The organism is Amycolatopsis pretoriensis, from assembly GCF_900107925.1.
Classification (GTDB): Bacteria; Actinomycetota; Actinomycetes; order Mycobacteriales; family Pseudonocardiaceae; genus Amycolatopsis; species Amycolatopsis pretoriensis.
Window position 1 is genome coordinate 283,345 of the sequence record NZ_FNUJ01000001.1, and the last position, 19,067, is coordinate 302,411.

A 19,067-nucleotide genomic window follows, 5' to 3' on the forward strand; every position below is an offset into this window, starting at 1 on the left:
TGACGGACCCCCGCGCGAGCCACGGAGCCACCCATGAGATTCCAGGTTTTGGACATCCTGACCAACCCGGTGACCGGCCACCGGGTCCGCGCGGCCGCGCCGACGACACTGTGGACCGACCAGGACCCGTACGGCGGCCGCACCGCCGTCCACGGGCGCACCACCGCCGATGCGGCGGGAAGCATCGAAGGAGCGACGCTGTGACCGGGAAGTCCCTGCACTTCAACGCCTTCATCTGGCCGAACGGCTACCACGAGTCCGCGTGGCGGGTCGTCGGCGACGACGTCCGCGGCGTGCTCGGGCTGCCGTACTACGCGGACATCGCGCGGACCGCCGAGCGCGGCCTGATGGACTCGATCTTCCTCGCCGACAACATCGCGATCGCCGAGTACCGCGTCACGCACCTGCCGCAGACGCAGTTCGACCCGATTTCGGTGCTGTCGGCGCTGGCCGCGGTCACCGAGAAGATCGGCCTCATCGGGACGGGCTCGACGACCTACAACAAGCCGTGGGAGCTCGCCCGCCGGTTCGCCACGCTCGACCACCTCAGCGGCGGCCGCGCCGGCTGGAACATCGTCACCACCATCACGTCACTGGCCGCGGCGAACTTCGGCGAGAAGGCGCACCCCGACCACGCCGACCGGTACGAACGCGCGCACGAGTTCGTCGACGTCGTCACCCGGGCGTGGGACAGCTGGGACGACGACGCGATCGTCGGCGACCGCGAGAACGGCGTGTGGGCCGATCGCTCGAAGCTGCACGCGCCGCGGTTCCACGGAAAGTTCTACGACGTCGAGGGCGTGCTGCCGTTCCCGCGGTCGCCGCAGGGACGCCCGGTGCTCGTCCAGGCGGGACAGTCGGCCGCCGGGATCGGGCTCGCCGCCCGGTACGCCGAGCTGGTGTTCTCCGGGCCGCCGTCGCTGGAGGCGGCGGTGAAGTTCCGCGCCGAGCTGGACGCCCAGGTCGTCGCGGCCGGCCGGGACCCGTCGGGCGTGCGGGTCCTGCCCGCGTTGATGGTGACCCTGGGCGGCACCGAGGCCGAGGCGAAGGCCCGGGCGCAGCGGCTCGAAGAGCTGGCCAGTCCCGAGTTCCGCTGGCAGAACGCGCTCTACACCGCGGGTCTCGACCCGGACGCGTTCGACCCGGACGCGCCGCTACCGGCCGAGCTGCGGGCCGAGGGCGGCTCTTCCCGGCTGCAGCAGCTCGCCGCGGCGGCCCGGGAGCGGCCCGAGGCTTCGCTGCGGGAGATCGCGCAGAAGGTGACCGGGGGAGCGGGGCAGGTCCACTTCGTGGGCACGCCCGAGCAGCTCGCCGACCACGTGCTCACCTGGCAGGACGCCGGCGCGGTCGACGGGTTCACCATCATGGGCTCGACGCTGCCCTGCGAACTGGCGGCGTTCGTCGACCACGTCGTGCCGATCCTGCAGGCCAAGGGCCGGTACCGGACCGAATACGCCGGCTCGACATTGCGTGATCACCTCGCCGGGTGATTCCCAGCATGTGGTTTCTGTCGGTGGGGCTGGTTAGGGTCCTGACCGTCAATTGTGATTGAGGAGTGTGGGACGTGGGCTGGACCCGGAACATCCGAGTGGCCGCGCTGGTGGCGGTGGCCGCTCTGGGCCTGACGGCGTGCGGCGGTGGGGACGACAAGCCCGCCGCGGCGGGCAAGGGCGGGGCGCCGATCGTCGTCGCGTCCTTCAACTTCACCGACAGCCAGATCCTGGCGGAGATCTACGCGCAGGCCCTGGAGGCCAAGGGCTACCCGGTGACGCGGAAGCTGAACCTGGGCTCGCGGGAGCTGATCTACCCGTCGCTGAAGTCCGGTGAGCTGCAGTTCATCCCGGAGTACCAGGGCTCGGCGATCGCCGCCGGGTTCGGCAAGGACCCGGTGAAGGACGCCAAGGGCGAGCACGAGCAGCTGGCGAAGCTGCTCGAGCCCAGCGGGGTCTCGCTGCTGGACTACGCGGCGGCCGAGGACAAGAACACCTACATAGTGAAGGCCGACCTCGCGCAGTCGAAGGGCCTCGCGACCATCAGCGACCTGAAGAAGCTCGACAAGGTCGTCCTGGCGGGCGGGCCGGAGTGCGAGAAGCGCCTGACCTGCTTCAAGGGCTTGACCGACGTCTACAAGCTGACGAACGCGACGTTCCAGACCGTCCAGGAGCTCGGGCCGCGGGTGCAGCAGCTCGACTCCGGCGGCGTCACGGTCATCCCGGTCGACTCGGTCAGCCCGCAGGCCGGCGACTCGAAGTACGTGGCGCTCAAGGACGACCTGTCCATGGTGCCGACCGAGAACGTGGTCCCGGCCGTCACCAAGAAGGTCCTCGACGAGCGCGGCGCGGACTTCGCGGCCGCGGTCAACGCCGTGAGCGCGAAGCTTACGACGGAGGGGATGCGCGACCTGAACAAGCGCGTCGACTCCGACGGCGAGAAGGCCGCGGACGTGGCGAAGGACTGGCTGTCGCAGCAGGGCCTGGTCTGAGCCGGGGGGAGGACCTCAGCCGGGTGCCTGCCGGCTGAGGTCCTCCCACTTCGCGTACTGCTCCGCCCGCAGCCGGGCCAGTTCCCGGACCATGTCGAAGGACGCACCGCCGACGACGAGCCGGCGTGGCGGGTCGTCCATGGCCGCGACCTGGAGTACGACCGGCGTGGCCGTCTCGGGTGCGGGTCCGGCGTCGTCGCCCCACATCTCCTCGAGCTCCTTGCGCAGCTCCTGGTAGGCGGGGTCCGGAGTGGTGGCCGTTGTGCCGCTCGTGAAGAGGTCCGTGGCGTAGCCGCCCATCTGCAGGTTCGTCACGCGCACGCCGAAGCGCTCGACCTCCATGGCCAGCGCGTCGGTCAGGGCGTCCAACGCCGCCTTGCCGGCGGCGTAGAACCCGACCGACGCCATCCCGCCGCCGCTGCCCATCGACGTCACCTGCAGCAGCCGCCCGCCGCCCTTGAGGTGCGGCAGCACGGCTTGGGCGACCCAGAGCGCGCCGAAGAAGTTGACGTCGAAGTGGGCTCGGACCTGTGCTTCGGTGGCTTCTTCGACCATTCCGTAGAGCATCACGCCGGCGTTGTTGACGACGACGTCGAGCCCGCCGAAAACGGCCGCTGCCTGCTCCACGGCGTCGAACACGGCTTGGCGATCGGTGACGTCCAGCGGGACGTGCACGAGCCGGTCGTGGGCGAGCGTGCCTTTCGTCCGGGACGCGGCGACCACCCGGTGGCCGGCCGCGAGTGCGGCTTCGGCGATCGCCCGGCCCAGACCGCGTGAAGCCCCGGTGACGAACCAGACCTGACCTTCGGTAGCCGTCATGGCTCCAACCCCCTGTCGTTCCGCGAGACGAATCGTCTCGTCTCGCGGTGTCGAGTCTGCTTGGCTCTCGGCGGCGTGTCAAGACGGAACGGTTCGTCTCGCCGCTAGGCTGTCGGCGTGGTCACCAAGAAACCCGACGCCACCCGGCGCAGCGAGCGGTCCCGCCGGGCGATCCTCGCGTCGACTCGCGAGCTGATCGTCGAGCTCGGCTACGCCAAGGTGTCGATCGACGCCATCGCGGCGCGGGCCGGCGTCGGCAAGCAGACGATCTACCGGTGGTGGCCGAACAAGGGCGCGGTCGTGTTCGACTCGGTTCTCGAGCTGAGCGCGGACCCGTCCGGCGCGGTCGCCGCGCTGCCCGACACCGGCGACCTGGCGGCGGACCTGCGCCTGGTCATGCGCGCGACCGTCGCCGAATTCGCCGATCCGGCGTTCGAGGCGCCGATCCGCGCGCTCAACACGGAAATCGCGAACGACCCGGACCTGGCCACGCTCTACCGCGAGCGGCTCGCCGCCCCCGTCGACGAAGCCAAGAAGGACCGCCTGCGCAGTGCCCAGCGCGCGGGCCAGCTTGACGCCGATGCCGATCTCGACCTGGTGCTCGAAGTGCTCTACGCGCCGCTGTACCAGCGGTGGCTGCTGCGGACCGGCCCGCTGACCGAAAGCTACGCCGACGCCTTGGTCGCGGCGGCGCTCAAAGCCTTCGGCGCTAGCTGAAGGCGACTCGGCCGAGCAGTTCGTCGAGGACGTCGGGCAGCGGCTGGTCGGCCGAGCCCTCGAGCCACAGCACGCTGGCGGTCCGCACGGCCGCGAGGAACGTCGCCGTCATCAAGCGCGCCAGCGCTTCGTCGAGGTCGTGACCGCGCGCGACGAGCACCGCGGCCAGGTCGCGCTCCAGGGTGATCTGGTCGCCGGCCTGCTGTGCGAGCAGGGACGGGTGGCGTCGCAGCAGGCGCAGCTGGGCCACCCATTCGCGGTCGGGGACCGCGCGCCCGTGGTACAGCTCGCGGCTGGCCGCGCGCAGCGCCGGCCACGCCTTTTCGCCGCCCGGCCGGTGCTCGACCAGGGACACGAGCACGCCGGTCCGTTCCCGGTCGGCGTGCAGGATCGCGTCTTCCTTGTTCGTGAAGTAGTTGGAGAACGTCCGGCGCGAGACGCCCACCGCGTCGGCGATGTCCTCGACCGTCACCCCGTCCAGCCCGCGCTCCATCGCCAGGTGCAGCGCGGCCTCGTGCAACGACTGCCGCGTCGCCGCCTTCTTGCGGGCGCGGAGGTCGAGGGTGTCCATGCGCACAGAGTAACTCCCGGACTAATTTGCCCATTGTGCAAGTTTGCCCAATGGGCAATGATGGTCCGGAACGTGCGAAGGGATGCCATGAAGTCCGATAGAACCGACTCGTCCGGGTCGATGCGGCACCGCGAGGTGCTGGAGTCGCTGTCCGGGCTGCTGCTCGCGCTGTTCGTGGCCATGATCAGCTCGACCGTCGTCTCGACGTCGCTGCCGCTGATCATCGGCTCGCTGAACGGCACGCAGACGCAGTACACCTGGGTCGTCACGGCTACGCTGCTGGCCGCCACCGCCACCACCCCGATCTGGGGCAAGCTCGCGGACCTGTTCAACAAGAAGACCCTCGTGCAGGTCGCGATCGTGATCTTCGTGGCCGGCTCGATGATCAGCGGCTTCAGCCAGGACACCGGGCAACTGATCGCCGCGCGGGCGTTCCAGGGCATCGGCGTCGGCGGCCTGCAGGCGCTGGTCCAGGTCGTGATCGCGGCGATCATCCCGCCGCGCGAACGCGGCCGGTACAACGGCTACCTCGGCGCCGTGATGGCCGTCGCGACGGTCGGCGGCCCGCTGCTGGGCGGCCTGATCGTGGACGTCCCGTGGCTGGGCTGGCGCTGGTGCTTCTTCGTCGGCGTGCCGATCGCGGTGCTCGCGTTCATCGTGCTGCAGCGCACCCTGAAGCTGGAGACCGTGCGCCGCGAGAACGTCCAGGTCGACTACTTCGGCGCGGGCCTCATCGCCGCCGGCGTGAGCGTCCTGCTGATCTGGGTGTCGTTCGTCGGCAACTCGTTCGACTGGATCTCCTGGCAGACCGGTGTCATGGTCGCGGCCGGGCTGGTGCTGCTCGCGGTCGCCGTGGTGGTGGAGAAGAAGGTCCGCGAACCGGTGGTGCCACTGCACATCGTCGTCCAGCGGACGCCGGCGCTGGCCATCATCGCGAGCCTCGCGGTCGGCATGGCCATGTTCGGCGGCGCGGTGTTCCTCGGCCAGTACTTCCAGATCGGCCGCGGCTACACCCCGACCCAGGCCGGGCTGCTGACCATGCCGCTGATGGCCGGCGTGCTGGTCTCCTCGACGGTGTCCGGGCGGCTGATCAGCCGCACCGGCAAGATCAAGCCGTACATCGTCTCCGGCGCGATCGTCCTGGTGCTCGGGTTCCTCGGGCTCGGCCTGGTCGACCACGCCACGCCGCTGTGGATCGTCGGCATCGCGATGGCGGTCGTCGGCATCGGCGTCGGCATGACGATGCAGAACCTCGTGCTGGCCGTGCAGAACGACGTCCCGCTGCGCGACCTCGGCTCGGCGAGCGCGTCGGTGACGTTCTTCCGCTCCCTCGGCGGCACCATCGGCGTTTCGGTGCTCGGCGCGGTGCTGGCGAACCGCGTGTCCGCCGACCTGGCCGCGGCGCTGCACGTGCCGGCGGGGCAGGCGTCCACCGGCGGGGTCAGCGCCCTGAACCTGAAGGCGCTGCCGCCGCAGGTGCAGGCGGTGGTGCACACCGTGTACGGCGACGCGACCGCGCACATCTTCCTGATCTCCGCGGCGGTGGCCGTCGTCGGGGTCATCGCGGCGCTGCTGCTCAAGCCGATCACGCTGCGCACGACCATCGACGTCTCGGAAAAGACGGACGAACCGGCGTCCGACGCCGTGGTCGGCTAGGGGAGCGGGCGATGGGCGGCCCCGGTGCGTTCGAGTCCACTGTGGAGCGCTTCGGCCCGCGCCGGGACATCCCGGCGCGGGCCATCCTGGCCGGCGTCGACGGCACCGACACGGCCATGCGGGCGGCGGCGTTCGCGTTCGGCATGGCCCGCCGCCAGGGCAGCAGGCTCATCGTGGTCTTCGTGGCGTGCCCGGCCCCGCTGGCCCCGCTGCGCCCGGCGGTGGCCACGGTCCTGGAGCACGACACGGCCACGCACTTGTACGCGGAGCTGCGCGACCAGATGCGTTCGGCCGCCGAGGAACTGCGCATCGCGGTGACGCTGGTGAAGACGTACGGCGACCCGTACACGGCCCTGCGCGACACGGCCGACCGCTGCCAGGCCGACACGGTGGTGGTCGGCGCGTCCCAGAAGGCGGGCCACCGCTTCGCGGGCTCGGTGGCGACGAAACTCATCCGGGCGGGTCATTGGCCGGTTCTGGTCGTCCCTTGAGGGAGAAAGAACCGTTCGAGTGACAGGGAAACGCGCTTCGCGGCGCTAGCCTCGAACGATGAAACGATCTTGGGGAGTACTGGTCGTCGTCCTGCTCGCGCTGGTTTCGCTGTCGGCCCCGGCCACCGCGGCGACCCGTTCGGACGTCTTCTGCCGCGGTGCCGCGGTCGGGTTCCCCGGGAAGTGGGGCGCCGTGTCGAAGTCGTGCAGCTTCACCAGCCCGCCGCAGTGGCGCGGCTACCTCGAAGTCACCTGGTTCGTGGAGGCGGGCACGCAGCAGTGGGGCTGCGTGGACGGCCGGATGGCCAGCGTGCGCTCGCCGCGGCCGTGGGAGTCCCTCGGCTGCGGCAAGGGCACCACCGCGAAGGTGAGCTGGCCCGCGAACACGTTGTCGCTGCTGGAGATCCGGGTCAAGAGCGCCAACGTCGGGCTCGCCGAGGTCACCTACGAGATCTGACCGTCCCGGTAGCGGGCGGCGAGTGCCGGGCTCTGGCCCCCGAAAGCGGCCAGCTCGGCCCGGAACACCGTCTCCAGCAAGCCCGTGTCCTCGACACCCGGCGCGCAGACGACCTCGCCCAGCTCCAGCCCGCGCAAGGACGCCGTGACGACGTCGGCCGCGCTCATCCGGGGGATCGCGCTGAGATCCATTCCTTGGCGCTCGTGGAACTCCGTCGCGACCACGCCCGGGCACACCACCTGGACCCGGACGCCGGTGCCTTCGAGTTCGGCGCTCAGCGTCTGGGACAGCGTGACCAAGCCGGCGAGCGAACCCGCGTAGACCGCGCGCCGGGGCATCTGCGCGTGCGGGGCCGGGCCGCTGAAGGCGATCATGCCCGCCACGGTGACGATCGCGCCGCGGCCGCGTCCGACCATGCCGCCCACGGCCGCGCGGGCCAGCAGCGTCGGCGCGAGGACCTTGACCTTGACCAGCTCGCGGGCCTTCGCGGCGGGCAGCTCGGCCAGCGGCATGTAGTGCGCGACGCCGGCGTTGTTCACCAGCAGGTCGAGGGGTTCGGCGGCGGCGATCTCCGCGACGGCGTCGATGCCGTCGTCGGTGGACAGGTCGGCGGCCACCGTGCGGACCTCGACACCGCTGTGGGCCGCGGCGAATTCGTCCAGCCGGTCCTGCCGCCGGCCGACGAGCACCAGGTCGTGGCCGTCGGCGGCGAGCCGGTCGGCGAACGCCTGCCCGATTCCGGACGTGGCGCCGGTGACGAGGGCGAGCTTGCTCATGCGTGGTTGTCCTGTCCGATCGGGGTGACGGGGGCCAGCGTCGCGGAGGCCAGCAGGGCCAGCTTGTCCGCGGCGTCCGTGCCGGGGTCGGGGTGGTAGACGGCGAGCACGAGCCCCGGAGCCTCGCTGACGAGCAGCTTCTCCCGGTTCAGCACCAGCTCGCCGACCTGCGGGTGGTCGAACCGGACGGTCGCGCCCCGCCGGTTCGCGACGTCGTGGCGGGCCCACAGCTCGCGAAACCGCGGGCTGTTCAGCGACAGTTCGCCGACGAGCTCGATGAACCGCGGGTCTTGCGTCTCGGTGCCGACCGACTGGCGGAAACCGGCGACCAGACCCTGCGTCGCGGCCGCCCAGTCCGGGAAGAGCGCCTGCTCAGCTGGGTCGAGGAAGACGTCGCGCAGCCGGTTGGCGCCTACGACGAGGCGGGGCGAGATCGCCGCGGCGAGCGGGTTGGCGGCCAGCACGTCGAGGTAGCGGCCCTCGACGAACGCGGGCAGCGACAGCGCCGCGAGGAACTTGACGATGCTGGGCGGAACGCTTTCCTTGCGCCGCCGGCGTGGGCGGCGGGGCTTCGCTTCGGTGAGGCCGACGAGGTACGCCGTGGTGTCGTCGTCGAGCCGCAGTACGCGCGCCAGGGACTCCAGCACCGCCCGGGAGGGGTTGCGGTCGCGGCCCTGCTCCAGGCGCAGGTAGTAGTCGGCGCTGATGCCGGCCAGCATCGCGACCTCTTCCCGGCGCAGGCCGGGGACCCGCCGCAGGCCGGTGACCGGGAGGCCCGCCTGCGCGGGGGTGAGCAGCTCACGGCGGGCGCGCAGGTGGTCGCCCAGCAGGTTCGGCTCGTCGGTCATGCCTCGACTGTAGGTCGCACCGCGGGCCCGCGCCTGGCCCTGTCACTCCCAGGAACGCCGTACCCTCGGGGGATGCGCGCCGCACCGGAGATCGCCGTGATCGGCGGCGGGATCGGCGGTCTCGCCACCGCCGCCTTCCTGCGCCGGGCCGGGCTGCGGTCCACTGTGTACGAACAGGCGCGGGAGCTGAAGGAGGTCGGCGCCGGCCTGGTCGTCGCGCCGAACCTGGCGCGGCTCCTGCGTGAGCTGGACGCACTGCCGGGGGACGCGGTGTGCCTCGACGTCGGCTGGGAGTTCCGCCGCTGGCGGGACGGGACGGTGCTCTCGAGCGAGGATCTCCGCGAGGCGGTGTACGGCGAGCGCATGTACACCGTCCACCGGGCGGATCTGCTGGCCGCGCTGGCTTCGGCGGTCCCGGCGGACGCGGTGCGGCTCGGCAAGCGCTGCGTGTCGATCGAGGTGGGGTCGCGGGTCGGAGTGGGGTTCGCCGACGGAACGTCGGTCGAGGCCGACGTCGTGATCGGCGCGGACGGCGTGCATTCGACGGTGCGCGCGGCGTTCGCGGAGGCGGTGGCACCGGTGTATTCCGGGATCTGCGCGTTCCGGGCGCTGGTTCCGGCTTCGGCGGCACCGGAACTGGCCCGCCGGCGCGCGCAGACGTTGTGGATCGGGCCGGATCACCACCTGGTGCACTACCCGGTCTCGGGCGGCGAGCTGGTCAACCTGGTGGCGTTCGCCCCGGCGGGCGGCTGCTCGGTGGAATCCTGGACGGCGACGGCCACGGTCGAGGAGTTCCTGGGGGAGTTCGAGGACTGGGATCCGAGGCTGGTCGAGCTGATCCGCGCGGCCGGAACCCCGGGCCGCTGGGCACTGCTGGACCGGCCTCCGTTAAGACGCTGGAGCCACGGCCCGGTGACCGTCCTCGGCGACGCGGCCCACCCGATGTTCCCGTTCTTCGGCCAGGGCGCGGCCCAGTCCGTCGAGGACGCGGCGGTGCTGGCGCGATGCCTGGCTTCTCCGGCTCTCGCTCCGGAGGAGGCGCTGCGGCGGTACGAAGCGTTGCGAATGCCGCGGACGACCCGGTTGCAGGAGGCGAGCCACGGCCGTGCTCACGTGAACCACTTGCCGGACGGGGAGGAACAGCGGGCGCGTGATGCGGCGTTCGCGGCGGGGGACCCGTTGCGCGACAACGCGTGGATCTACGAGTACGACGCGACCCGGGTCTGATCGGCCATCTCGCCCGCCGGCCGGCTTCAGCGCCGTGACGCTACGGTCGCCAGCTGCTCGGTGATCTGGGCGAGCAGCTCGGTCGCGGCCTGGTCCAGCGCGGCCAGGTCGGCCAGCGTCGTCTCTTCGGTCTTCACAGGTCTTCCTCGAACGCGTCGTGGCGGGCGATGACGGCTTCGGCGAACGCGGTGTGCACGCGCAGGTATTCGTCGCGGCCGACCGCCGCGTCGGCCCACTCGTGCCAGCGGATGTGCGCCTCGGCGACGTCGATCTTCGCGGCCGACGCCACCGTGGCGGGGGCGGTGCCGGCGAGGATCGCGTGGTGCATGAGGGACGGCGACGAACGCCGGGCGAGCTCGGCCAGCGCGGCGAGGCGGCCGAGCTCGGTGAGTGCGTCGGAGGCAACCGGACGGCGGCGCGGCACGGGGACCGGGCGCGAGCTTTCGAGACCGTCGGTCAGGACGCTGGTCATCAAACGACTCCTGGGCGGAAGCGGTGAACCAACCTGAACGGTGGACGTTTACCCCGCCCCACCCGGGGTAAACGCCACCACTCGTGATCTCCGTCTCACCGCTTCGAGTGACTCGCCGAGCTCAGCCGGCGTGGACCCGGCCCCGGCACCACGGGATCCGCTCGGCCGCACGCTCTCCAGCGTCGGCTTCACCGGCTCGATCGTCCCGTCGGGCCGGAAGGTCAGCTTGTCGATCGTCGTCTCGCGGTGGGTGCCGTCGCCGCCCGGGATGCCGAACCGGTGGTAGGCGAGGTACCAGTCGTCGGTGCCCGGGACCTGGAGCATCGAGCTGTGCCCGGTGCCGAGGACGCCCAGGTGCGCGTCCTTGCTCAGGAGCAGCCCGCGGTTGGTGAACGGGCCGGTCGGCGAGGACGCCGTCGCGTAGCCGACGCGGTAGTCCTCGCTGCGGGTGTCGTCGATCGACCAGCTCAGGTAGTACGTCCCCTGCCGCCGCACCATGAACAGGCCTTCGCGGAAGCCGTCCAGGCCGGTGAGCCGGGTGATCTTCGCCGGGTCGAACGACACCATGTCGTCGTTCAGCGGCACCACGTAGGCGTTCCCGTTGCCCCAGTACAGGTACGGCTGCCCGCTCGCGTCGACGAACACCGCCGGGTCGATCGCCTGGCCGCCGTCGGGGTTCGCCGCGATCAGGGGCCTGCCCGAGTCGACGAACGGGCCGGTCGGCGAGTCGCTCACCGCCACGCCGATCTTGGCCTCCGCGCAGAAGTAGAAGTAGTACTTGCCGCCCCGCTGCGCGATCGTCGGCGCCCAGGCGTTCTTGTCGGCCCAGGAGACGTCCGGCCCGAGGTCGAGGATGACACCGTCGTCGGTCCAGTGCACGAGGTCCTTCGACGACCACGCGGAGAACTTCGTGCCGCTCCAGCCGTCGAAGCCGTCGGTCGTCGGGTACAGGTAGTACGTGTCGCCGAACGCGACGATGTTCGGGTCGGCGTTATACCCGGGCAGGACCGGGCTGCGCGTCTCGTGCGCCTCGACCGTCCACACGCGACGGTCACCGCCCGCGCCGGTCACCGTGAACCGCCGGGGGCGGCTCAGGTCCACGGTCCGGGTGTCCGGCTTGATCGTGGCGCCCGGCGCCAGCCCGAACTTCGGCGACAGCTTCCGCAGGTCCGTGCCGGGCCGCACCGGCAGCACGACCGTCGACGCGCCGGAGTCGATGACGGCCGGTGTCTTCAGCGAAGCCAGCTCCACCGACCGGATCGCCGTGCTGTTCGACGGCAGCGCCGACACCTGGAGCCCCGACAGGGCCCGGTCGTAGAGCCGGACGTCCTTCATCCTGCCGCGGAAGTACTTGTCGCCCGCGTACACCGACCGGCCCAGGTAGTTCGCCGCGGTGACGCCGTCGCCGAGGTCCGACGGCTTGATCGTGGCGTTGCTGTTGCGCCCCACCTCGACGCCGTCGAGGTAGAGGACCGCCACGCCGTCGCCGACGGTCAGCGTCAAGTTCTTCCAGACCCCGCGCGGTAATCCGCCGCTCGCCGGCACCTGCTGCTCGGTCGTCCAGTTCCCGGTCGCGATCGCGCCGCGCAGGCCGCCGCTCGCGGTGCCGCCGGTGGTGAAGAGGTAGCCGTCGCCGGTCCCGTCCTTCGCGGTGTTGCCCAGACCCCACAGGAAGTACGGCGTCTGCTGGGCCGGGTCGACCAGGACGTCGGCCGACACGGTCGCGGCGGCGGCGCCGGTCAGCAGGTTGTTCGGCAGCTGGACGTGCCCGTTCGTGCCACCGAAGGTCAGCGAGCCATCGGCCCAGGAGACGTCGCCGGCGAGAGCACCGTCATAGCCGTGGCCGGTCGTGTCGGTCGCGACCCGGCCGGACTTCGCGTCGAGCGGCCAGTGCGCGACCAAGCCGTCGGCGTCCGCGCGCACGGGCGCCGGGGGTGCGCTCAGCCGGTCCATCTCCGCCTGCGTGACGGGCAGGACGGTGCCGTGCCGCGGCGATGCGGGCAGGTGCGCGCCCGCGGACATCGTCCACTTGCCCGAATTCAGGTCGGTGGACTCGAACGGGACGTACCCGCGGCCGCCGAACTCGTCGATGAACAGGTACCACTTGTCCTCGGTGTTGGACTTGAATCCCGTGGGTCCCTCGCCCGCGGAAAGCCCGGGACTGGTCGCGGTCGCCTTGCCGACGCAGTCGGCGACGAAGCCGTAGTGCGGGTCGAGCAGGTCGGTGGACTTCTCCTCGGTGATGAACTTGCTGCACGGCGTCGAGGACGTGTTGTTGCGCTCGTCCTTGGTGAAGCGGTAGTAGGTGTCCTGGTTCTCGATGACCGTCGAGTCGATCACCGAGTAGCCCGGGTCGTTCCACACCTGCGGCGCGGTGAAGGTGACGAAGTCGCGGGTGGTCGCGTACATCATGCGGTTGTAGCTGTCGCCGGTGTGGTTCGGGTCGTTCTCGGCGTAGAGCTTCGAAGCCCAGTAGACGACGTAGGTTCCGCGCTTGGCGTCCCAGAACGCCTCCGGGGCCCAGGTGTTGCCGCCGGTCGGCGGGGAGACCTGGACGCTGCGCTGGCGCGACCAGTGCGCGAGGTCGGTGGACTCCCAGACCATGATCGACCGGCTGCCGGTGCGCTGGGCGGCGTCCCAGCCGCGGCCGGCGTAGATCCGCAGGTCGGTGGCGAGCAGGTAGAACTTGTCGCCGTCGGGGGAGCGCAGGATGAAGGGGTCGCGCACGCCCAGCTCGCCGAGGCTGGACTTGAGCACCGGCTTGCCGTGGTTCAGCTCGGTCCAGTTCAGCGGGTCGTTGCCCTTGCTGAGCGCCGAGTAGATCTGCTCGCCGTCGGAGGTGCCTTCGCCGGTGAAGTAGAAGAAGCTGTAGCCCGCCAGGGGTTCCTGCTTCGGCTTCGGGACGACGGTGGCGGTGAACCGCCGTGTCGTGCTTTCCCGGCCGAGGCTCACTTTCGCGGTGAGGACGACTTCGGCGGGACGCGCGCCGGTCGCCGGCCGGGTGACCTCCCCGGTCGGGGTGATGACGGCGGGCGCGGACGACGTCCAGGCGACGCTCGTGCCGTCCGCACCGCTCGCCGGCAGGGTGAGGTTGCCGCGGACGTCGTCGAGGCCGGGCACTTCGAGGGTGTTCGCGGCTGCGCGGACTCCGTCGGACGCGGGCGCGGCGCCGGCACCGGCGGTGCCCAGCGGGACGAGTGCGGCCGCGACGGCCAGCACGACGCCGAAACGGCGTGGGGAGAACAACTTCATCGTTGTCGGTTCCTTCGGGCGCGTCGGGGACCAGGTGATGTTAGCGTTAACATCAGGCGGGGCACGCTGACCATAGAGTCGGTTGTGTCCGCTGGTCAAGAGGCACCCGGCACCTCGGCTGGGACGACACGCACGTGGCCATGCTCGAGCACCGCGTCGACGTAGCCGTGGCCCGCCTGCCGGTGCGGGCGGCCGGGCTGCGCGTGACGCTCGACTACATCGGCCGGCGAACTGCAGCCGTGCCCCCTCGACGCCGAGTGGGACGCGGGTCGGCTCCGTGGAGGACAAGATCGAGCTCGTGGCGAGCGGGCAGGCCGTCGCGATCATCCCGGCTGTGCCGGGCACCGGCTACCGTCCCGACCTCACGACGGTCCCGCTGGTGGGAGCCGAGCCGGGTGGCGGTGGCCACGCGCGCGGACGAGCGCAACCCGCTCGTGGCGGCGTTCCGCGAGTACGCGGGAGCGCTGCTCGCCCCGGCGCCGTGAAAGCAGAATGCCGCGGCGCCTCGACGGGGCACCGCGGCATCCTTTGTGGACGGTCGGGTCAGCGGGGCGTGGCGGACGTCCCGGCCGGCGTTCGCGAGGCCTGTCGCGCCCGCTTCCGCTGGATGGCTTCCTGTTCGCGCTGCAGTTTGGCGTGCCAGGCTCCTGAGTCGTTGGTCATGGTGCACTCCGGTGGGCGAAAATGTGCGTGGCTGTGCCGTGCCGCGGGCGAACCCGGTCACGGGCGGAAGGGCCGGACCGGCGAAGGAGGACCAGGGATCCGGGGTGCCGGTGCCGTGTCCCCGAAGTACCCAGGCTTCCTCGTGGTCAACCACGATTTTGTGGCCCGACCTGCGGATCTTCGCTGCGCGACCGGGGGTTCACACGTTCGGCGCAAGGAGTGCTCCAGGCGGGCTAACGCCTTTCCCTTCGAGGTGAACCGGTTGCGGGAGATCGCCGGCGGCGACGTCTCCTCCGCTGAAAACGCTTCACGCGCGCCAGGGTGGCGGGCCGGGCCGGTGGTCCGTCGCGACCGGACCGTGATCCGGCGTCGCCGCGAGCCCGTCGAGGAACACCCGCACCAGGCGTTCGGCCGGCTCCGCCGACACCAGCGCCGCCTCGTGCATCTCGAACAGCAGCGCCAGGTCCGCCGGCTCCAGGTCCGCGCGCACGCTGCCCGCGCGTTGCGCCTCCTCGAAAGCCGGGCGCAGCAACGAAACCAGCGCCTGGGTGTACTGGCGCCGGCTGCGCTCCGGCAGCTCGCGGAACAGCCGGACGAGCGGGCGCCGCCGGGCCTGCATCGCCAGCACCGTCCGCAGCAGCTCGCGGAACGGCTCCGGGCCGCGCGCCCGGTTCTTCAGCGCCGTCAAGTGGTGCGTGGCGACGGCGAGGGCCAGGGCCGTGCGGTCGGGGAAGTGCCGGTAGACCGTCGCCCGGCCGAGCCCGGCGCGGCGGGCGACCTCGTCCAGGGCGACGTCGGCTTCCTCGCTGAAGACCTCGTCGGCGGCGCGGAGGATCGCCTCGCGGTTGCGGCGGGCGTCGACGCGCCGGGGCCCGGCCGCGGACGGTCGCACAGCGCGCATGGGCCCGGACATTACTCGCGAGTAGTGAGACCGGCAATCCGTTCCATCTCTCGGTTCGGATTCGTACGGTGACGCAACGTCATCGTCGCCGAAGGAGCCGTCCCAATGCGCAGCTTGAACCGCCGCACCGTCCTGCGGGGCGCGGCCGCCGTCGCCGGCGTCGCCGCGCTCGGGGCCGGCCGGGTGCCGCTCACCCGGGAAGAGCACCGGGTCGTCGTCATCGGGTCCGGGTTCGGCGGCGGGGTCACGGCGCTGCGGCTGGCGCAGGCCGGCGTGCCGGTGCTGGTGCTCGAACGCGGACGCCGCTGGCCCACCGGGCCGGACGCCGAGACGTTCCCGCACCCGACGTCGGCGCCCGACAAGCGGATCTTCTGGCTCGGCTCCGCCCCGGCCCTGCCCGGCCTGCCCTCGCTGCCGCCGTTCGAGCGCTACACCGGGCTGCTGGAGCAGGTGAGCGGCCAGGGCATGAGCATGATGTGCGCGGCCGGCGTCGGCGGCGGATCGCTGGTCTACCAGGGCATGACGCTGCAGCCGACGGCCGAGCTGTTCCACGCCTGCTTCCCCGAGCAGCTCGACTACGCGCGCCTCGACGCCGAGTACTACCCGCGCGTCGCGCGCATGCTGGGCATCGCGACCGCGCCGGACGCCCTCGTCGAAAGCAAGTCGTACAAGGCGTCACGAGTCTTCGCCCGCAACGCGCGCAACGCCGGCTACGCGGTCGAGAAGATCCCGATGCCGATCGACTGGGACTTCGCCCTGCGCGAGCTGAACGGCGAGATGAAACCGTCCTACACCAACGGCGACTGCGCGCTCGGGGTCAACAACGGCGGCAAGCACTCGGTCGACGTCACCTACCTCGCCGCGGCCGAGGCCACCGGCCGCTGCACCGTCGCCGCCCTGCACCACGTCACCGACGTCGCGCTCGCGCCGGACGGCCGCTGGGAGATCCGCGTCGACCGCATCGACACCGCCGGGACCGTGCTGGAGCAGAAGGTCCTCACGGCGAAAGCACTGGTCATGGCGGCCGGCACGGCGAACACGACCCGGCTGCTGATGCGCGCGGGCGCGAAGGGCGACATCCCCGACCTGCCCGACGCGCTCGGCGCCGGCTGGGGCAGCAACGGCGACCGCATCTACACCTGGACCGACCTCGCCGACGACTTCGGCGCGCCCCAGGGCGGCCCGGTCGTCTACGGCAGCAAGGAGTGGGCCGACCCCGCGACGGCCAACACCGTCATCCAGGCGTCGCTGCCGCCGCTGCCGGACCTGCGGACCACGATGCTCGTCGGGTACGGGATCAGCAGCGGCCGCGGCCGGTTCGTCTACGACGCCGCGAAGGACGACGCCGTCCTGCACTGGCCGTCCGACGCGGACGCGAAGCTCAGCGCGCGCATCCACGAACGCGTCTCGCGCATCGCCGGCCCGCTCGGGGTGCTGCTCGACACGACCGCCGTCGCACCCAGCACGTGGCACCCGCTCGGCGGCGCCGCGCTGGGCTCGGTCTGCGACCTCGACGGCCGCGTGCTCGGCCACCGCGGCCTCTACGTCCTCGACGGCGCGCTGATGCCCGGCACGACGGCCGCCTGCAACCCCTCGATGACCATCGCCGCGCTCGCCGAGCGCGCGCTGGACACCCTGATCGCCGAAGACGTCGATCGCGTCTTCTGAAGCCCTGGAGACCTCATGCGTCGCTTGTGGACGGTCCTGCTGGCCGTCGTCCTGGTGCTCACCACGGCAGGCCCGGCGGTCGCCGCCGATCCGCCGCGCGGACCGGACGGCGACGCGTTCTACACGCCGCCGAGCCCACTGCCGGCCGGCGCCGACGGCGACGTCGTCTGGTGGCGGCCGCTGCCGGATTCCGGGTCGGCCAAGGGGTATCTCGTGCTGTACCGGTCGAGGTCCGCGACGGACACGCCGATCGCGGTCTCGGGCCGCGTGCTGGTGCCGACGGCGCCGTGGACCGGGACCGGCCCGCGTCCGATCGTCTCGGTGGCCAGCGGCACCCGCGGCATCGGCGACCGCTGCGCGCCGTCGAAGTTCCAGCCGGACTACGAGAAACCGCTGTTCGTCGACGCGATGCTGAGCCGCGGCTGGGCCGTCGCGATCACCGACTACGAGGGCCTCGGCACGCCGGGACTCCACACCTACGTCGTCGGCCGGTCGGAGGGGCACACGGTGCTCGACGCGGTCCGCGCGGCCACCCGGCTGCCCGCCGCGGGACTGGCGGCGGGCGGGCCGGTCGCGTTCTCCGGGTACTCCCAGGGCGGCGGGGGAGCGGCGTGGGCGGGCGAGCTGGCGCCGTCGTACGCGCCGGAGCTGCACGTCGCCGGCATCACGGCCGGCGGGACGCCCGCGGACCTGAACGTGGTGGCGAAGAGCCTCGACGGCGGGGTCGGGTTCGGGTTCCTGCTGCTGTCCGCGCTGGGCCTGGACGCGGCGTACCCGGAGCTGGACCTGCCCGCCTACCTCAACGACCGCGGCCGCACGCTGTACGAGACGCAGCGGGACGCGTGCGTCGACGCGGTCTTCGGCTACGCCTTCGGGCACATCTCCGACTACACGACGGCGAACCCGCTCACGACGGCGAAGTGGCAGGCGCGGCTCGCGGAGAACGAGCTGGGCGCCCGGCCGCCGCACGCGCCGGTCTTCCTGTTCCACGGCGGCCTCGACGAGATCATCCCGCTGTCGCAGGCCCAGACCCTGCGGCGCGAGTACTGCGCGGCAGGGGTGGACGTCACGTGGGGCACGTACGTCGGCGAACACGTGACGACGCTGGCGTTCTCCGCGGGCGACGTCGTGGACTACCTCGGCGACCGGTTCGCGGGCAAGCCGGCGCGCTCCAGCTGCTGAGCGATTTCGTCGCGGGGGTACGGAGTCCTGCGGCTTTCGGTGTGGAGCTTGAAGTAGAAGTCGTTGACGACCTCGGCCAGTGCGGCGTAGCCACGGAGGCCGGTGTCGTCGAGGTCGTGCCGGACGGCCCAGTTCAGCAGGCGGGTCAGCACGTAGGCCCGGTCGTGCGCGCAGTGGTCGGCGAGGAACTCCGCCTCGGCCGCCGAAAGCGTGAAGCCCGGCATCACGGCGAGCCCGAAGTCGGTGAGGTAGAGCCGATCGCCGTCGGTGAGGATGTTCGCGAAGTGCGCGTCGAAGTGCTGAACGCCCCGGTCCGTTAGGAACTCCGTGACGCGGCGGAGGTCCCGGTGGGCCAAGCCCAGGCCATCGGGGTTGCCGGTGAGCCAGTGCGCGAGGTCTTCGGGCAGGTGCTCGAGGAACAGCACGAGATCGGTGGTGGAGGCGGCGAGGGCGGCCAGCCGGCGCCGGACACCCGTGTCGCCGTGCCAGAACGCGACGTCCTGTTCGATGTCCGTGCTGGGGCGCGGCAGACCGGGCAGGACCCGCCAGTGGTGCAGGAGCGGGAAGTTCTCGCACGCGCCGGTGCGGACCCACTCGGTCGCCGCCAGGTGCATCTCCAACTCGCGCCACGCACCGCCGCCGGCGGAACCGACGCCGTAGTGCGACCACGGCGGCAGCCCGTACAGGTCGGCGGTGGAGCGGGGGTTCGCCAGTTCGACGTCGGTGAGCGCGACCCGCTTCACGAACACCGGCTCGCCCGCCACCTCCAGCAGCCAGGTGGACCCGCCGATCCCGGTGCCGAGCGGGCGCGCGTCGGCGAGGACGTCGTCGGGTGCGCCGGCCAGCGCGGCGGCGATCTTGTCGTGGCGGGCGAGTCGGCTCATG

18 protein-coding genes are annotated in these 19,067 nt (G+C 71.8%); 10 read left to right on the forward strand and 8 right to left on the reverse strand.

Translation table 11 applies throughout. From position 1 onward, the window contains the following. Positions 1-33 precede the first annotated feature (33 nt). The 3 genes from BLV96_RS49625 to BLV96_RS01395 all read left to right on the forward strand — a co-directional run bounded on the left by BLV96_RS49625 (position 34) and on the right by BLV96_RS01395 (position 2,482). On the forward strand, positions 34-204 hold the full coding sequence (locus BLV96_RS49625; protein WP_158104178.1) for a hypothetical protein: 171 nt from the start codon (positions 34-36) through the stop codon (positions 202-204). Further along, a complete protein-coding gene (locus BLV96_RS01390; protein ID WP_086678548.1) occupies positions 201-1,490 on the forward strand; it encodes an LLM class flavin-dependent oxidoreductase in 1,290 nt (429 codons plus the stop codon). The genes BLV96_RS49625 and BLV96_RS01390 overlap by 4 nt, the downstream gene beginning before the upstream one ends. 74 nt (positions 1,491-1,564) lie before the next feature. Continuing rightward, positions 1,565-2,482 (forward strand): ABC transporter substrate-binding protein, encoded by a 918-nt coding sequence (locus tag BLV96_RS01395; protein WP_244179999.1) that lies wholly within the window; start codon positions 1,565-1,567, stop codon positions 2,480-2,482. A gap of 15 nt (positions 2,483-2,497) precedes the next feature. On the opposite strand, the gene BLV96_RS01400 is transcribed toward BLV96_RS01395, so the two are convergent. Next, complete coding sequence (locus BLV96_RS01400; protein WP_086678547.1) at positions 2,498-3,301, reverse strand: SDR family NAD(P)-dependent oxidoreductase; 804 nt, start codon at positions 3,299-3,301, stop codon at positions 2,498-2,500. Between the two features lie 117 nt (positions 3,302-3,418). Between BLV96_RS01400 and BLV96_RS01405 the strand changes: the two genes are divergently transcribed. Next, the gene (locus tag BLV96_RS01405; protein ID WP_208608101.1) at positions 3,419-4,018 is read left to right on the forward strand and encodes a TetR/AcrR family transcriptional regulator; all 600 of its coding nucleotides are present in this window, start codon (positions 3,419-3,421) and stop codon (positions 4,016-4,018) included. Here the strand turns inward: BLV96_RS01405 and BLV96_RS01410 are convergent. Then, a complete protein-coding gene (locus BLV96_RS01410; protein ID WP_086678546.1) occupies positions 4,011-4,589 on the reverse strand; it encodes a TetR/AcrR family transcriptional regulator in 579 nt (192 codons plus the stop codon). The two genes, BLV96_RS01405 and BLV96_RS01410, sit on opposite strands and share 8 nt — an antisense overlap. A gap of 87 nt (positions 4,590-4,676) precedes the next feature. Here BLV96_RS01410 and BLV96_RS01415 point away from each other — a divergent pair, with 87 nt between their 5' ends. From BLV96_RS01415 to BLV96_RS01425, 3 genes are read left to right on the forward strand one after another with little or no spacing between them, the layout of a single operon-like run. Then, positions 4,677-6,245: an MDR family MFS transporter gene (locus BLV96_RS01415; RefSeq protein ID WP_086678545.1), complete on the forward strand. Its 1,569-nt coding sequence runs from the start codon at positions 4,677-4,679 to the stop codon at positions 6,243-6,245. Positions 6,246-6,256: 11 nt separating this feature from the next. Next, the gene (locus BLV96_RS01420; protein ID WP_086678544.1) at positions 6,257-6,736 is read left to right on the forward strand and encodes a universal stress protein; all 480 of its coding nucleotides are present in this window, start codon (positions 6,257-6,259) and stop codon (positions 6,734-6,736) included. Between the two features lie 58 nt (positions 6,737-6,794). After that, on the forward strand, positions 6,795-7,193 hold the full coding sequence (locus tag BLV96_RS01425) for a hypothetical protein (protein ID WP_086678543.1): 399 nt from the start codon (positions 6,795-6,797) through the stop codon (positions 7,191-7,193). On the opposite strand, the gene BLV96_RS01430 is transcribed toward BLV96_RS01425, so the two are convergent. Together BLV96_RS01430 and BLV96_RS01435 are read right to left on the reverse strand one after the other, a co-directional pair. Then, positions 7,181-7,969 (reverse strand): SDR family NAD(P)-dependent oxidoreductase, encoded by a 789-nt coding sequence (locus BLV96_RS01430; protein WP_086678542.1) that lies wholly within the window; start codon positions 7,967-7,969, stop codon positions 7,181-7,183. The two genes, BLV96_RS01425 and BLV96_RS01430, sit on opposite strands and share 13 nt — an antisense overlap. Further along, positions 7,966-8,817 carry a helix-turn-helix domain-containing protein gene (locus tag BLV96_RS01435; protein WP_086682509.1) on the reverse strand — a complete coding sequence of 284 codons (852 nt, stop codon included), beginning with the start codon at positions 8,815-8,817 and terminating at the stop codon, positions 7,966-7,968. Before BLV96_RS01435 ends, BLV96_RS01430 begins: the two co-directional genes overlap by 4 nt. Positions 8,818-8,889: 72 nt before the next feature. Here BLV96_RS01435 and BLV96_RS01440 point away from each other — a divergent pair, with 72 nt between their 5' ends. Next, entirely contained in the window at positions 8,890-10,044 is a 1,155-nt protein-coding gene (locus BLV96_RS01440) for an FAD-dependent monooxygenase (RefSeq protein ID WP_086682506.1), read from the forward strand. A 133-nt stretch (positions 10,045-10,177) separates the two neighbouring features. Here the strand turns inward: BLV96_RS01440 and BLV96_RS01445 are convergent, their stop codons facing one another. From BLV96_RS01445 to BLV96_RS01455, 3 genes are all read right to left on the reverse strand, one after another. Beyond that, positions 10,178-10,516, reverse strand: a complete 339-nt coding sequence (locus BLV96_RS01445; protein ID WP_086682504.1) for a hypothetical protein — start codon at positions 10,514-10,516, stop codon at positions 10,178-10,180. Positions 10,517-10,564: 48 nt separating this feature from the next. Further along, positions 10,565-13,768: a family 43 glycosylhydrolase gene (locus tag BLV96_RS01450; RefSeq protein ID WP_244180000.1), complete on the reverse strand. Its 3,204-nt coding sequence runs from the start codon at positions 13,766-13,768 to the stop codon at positions 10,565-10,567. Between the two features lie 970 nt (positions 13,769-14,738). After that, positions 14,739-15,332, reverse strand: coding sequence for a TetR/AcrR family transcriptional regulator (locus tag BLV96_RS01455; RefSeq protein ID WP_086682512.1), 594 nt, complete (start codon positions 15,330-15,332; stop codon positions 14,739-14,741). A 105-nt stretch (positions 15,333-15,437) separates the two neighbouring features. On the opposite strand from BLV96_RS01455, the gene BLV96_RS01460 reads away from it, so the two are divergent. Next, complete coding sequence (locus tag BLV96_RS01460) at positions 15,438-17,000, forward strand: GMC oxidoreductase (protein WP_086682501.1); 1,563 nt, start codon at positions 15,438-15,440, stop codon at positions 16,998-17,000. Positions 17,001-17,015: 15 nt separating this feature from the next. Then, positions 17,016-18,182 carry a lipase family protein gene (locus tag BLV96_RS01465; protein ID WP_091388653.1) on the forward strand — a complete coding sequence of 389 codons (1,167 nt, stop codon included), beginning with the start codon at positions 17,016-17,018 and terminating at the stop codon, positions 18,180-18,182. Here the strand turns inward: BLV96_RS01465 and BLV96_RS01470 are convergent. After that, the gene (locus BLV96_RS01470; protein ID WP_086679678.1) at positions 18,134-19,066 is read right to left on the reverse strand and encodes a BUD32 family EKC/KEOPS complex subunit; all 933 of its coding nucleotides are present in this window, start codon (positions 19,064-19,066) and stop codon (positions 18,134-18,136) included. The genes BLV96_RS01465 and BLV96_RS01470 overlap by 49 nt on opposite strands. Between the last annotated feature and the right edge of the window lies 1 nt (position 19,067).

Excerpts from the sequence above, each read along its gene's own strand:
- BLV96_RS49625 (WP_158104178.1), top strand. The coding sequence starts at position 34 with ATGAGATTCCAGGTTTTGGACATCCTGACCAACCCGGTGACCGGCCAC.
- BLV96_RS01400 (WP_086678547.1), bottom strand. The coding sequence starts at position 3,301 with ATGACGGCTACCGAAGGTCAGGTCTGGTTCGTCACCGGGGCTTCACGC.
- BLV96_RS01410 (WP_086678546.1), bottom strand. The coding sequence starts at position 4,589 with ATGGACACCCTCGACCTCCGCGCCCGCAAGAAGGCGGCGACGCGGCAG.
- BLV96_RS01415 (WP_086678545.1), top strand. The coding sequence starts at position 4,677 with ATGAAGTCCGATAGAACCGACTCGTCCGGGTCGATGCGGCACCGCGAG.
- BLV96_RS01420 (WP_086678544.1), top strand. The coding sequence starts at position 6,257 with ATGGGCGGCCCCGGTGCGTTCGAGTCCACTGTGGAGCGCTTCGGCCCG.
- BLV96_RS01425 (WP_086678543.1), top strand. The coding sequence starts at position 6,795 with ATGAAACGATCTTGGGGAGTACTGGTCGTCGTCCTGCTCGCGCTGGTT.
- BLV96_RS01430 (WP_086678542.1), bottom strand. The coding sequence starts at position 7,969 with ATGAGCAAGCTCGCCCTCGTCACCGGCGCCACGTCCGGAATCGGGCAG.
- BLV96_RS01435 (WP_086682509.1), bottom strand. The coding sequence starts at position 8,817 with ATGACCGACGAGCCGAACCTGCTGGGCGACCACCTGCGCGCCCGCCGT.
- BLV96_RS01440 (WP_086682506.1), top strand. The coding sequence starts at position 8,890 with ATGCGCGCCGCACCGGAGATCGCCGTGATCGGCGGCGGGATCGGCGGT.
- BLV96_RS01445 (WP_086682504.1), bottom strand. The coding sequence starts at position 10,516 with ATGACCAGCGTCCTGACCGACGGTCTCGAAAGCTCGCGCCCGGTCCCC.
- BLV96_RS01450 (WP_244180000.1), bottom strand. The coding sequence starts at position 13,768 with ATGAAGTTGTTCTCCCCACGCCGTTTCGGCGTCGTGCTGGCCGTCGCG.
- BLV96_RS01455 (WP_086682512.1), bottom strand. The coding sequence starts at position 15,332 with ATGCGCGCTGTGCGACCGTCCGCGGCCGGGCCCCGGCGCGTCGACGCC.
- BLV96_RS01460 (WP_086682501.1), top strand. The coding sequence starts at position 15,438 with ATGCGCAGCTTGAACCGCCGCACCGTCCTGCGGGGCGCGGCCGCCGTC.
- BLV96_RS01465 (WP_091388653.1), top strand. The coding sequence starts at position 17,016 with ATGCGTCGCTTGTGGACGGTCCTGCTGGCCGTCGTCCTGGTGCTCACC.
- BLV96_RS01470 (WP_086679678.1), bottom strand. The coding sequence starts at position 19,066 with ATGAGCCGACTCGCCCGCCACGACAAGATCGCCGCCGCGCTGGCCGGC.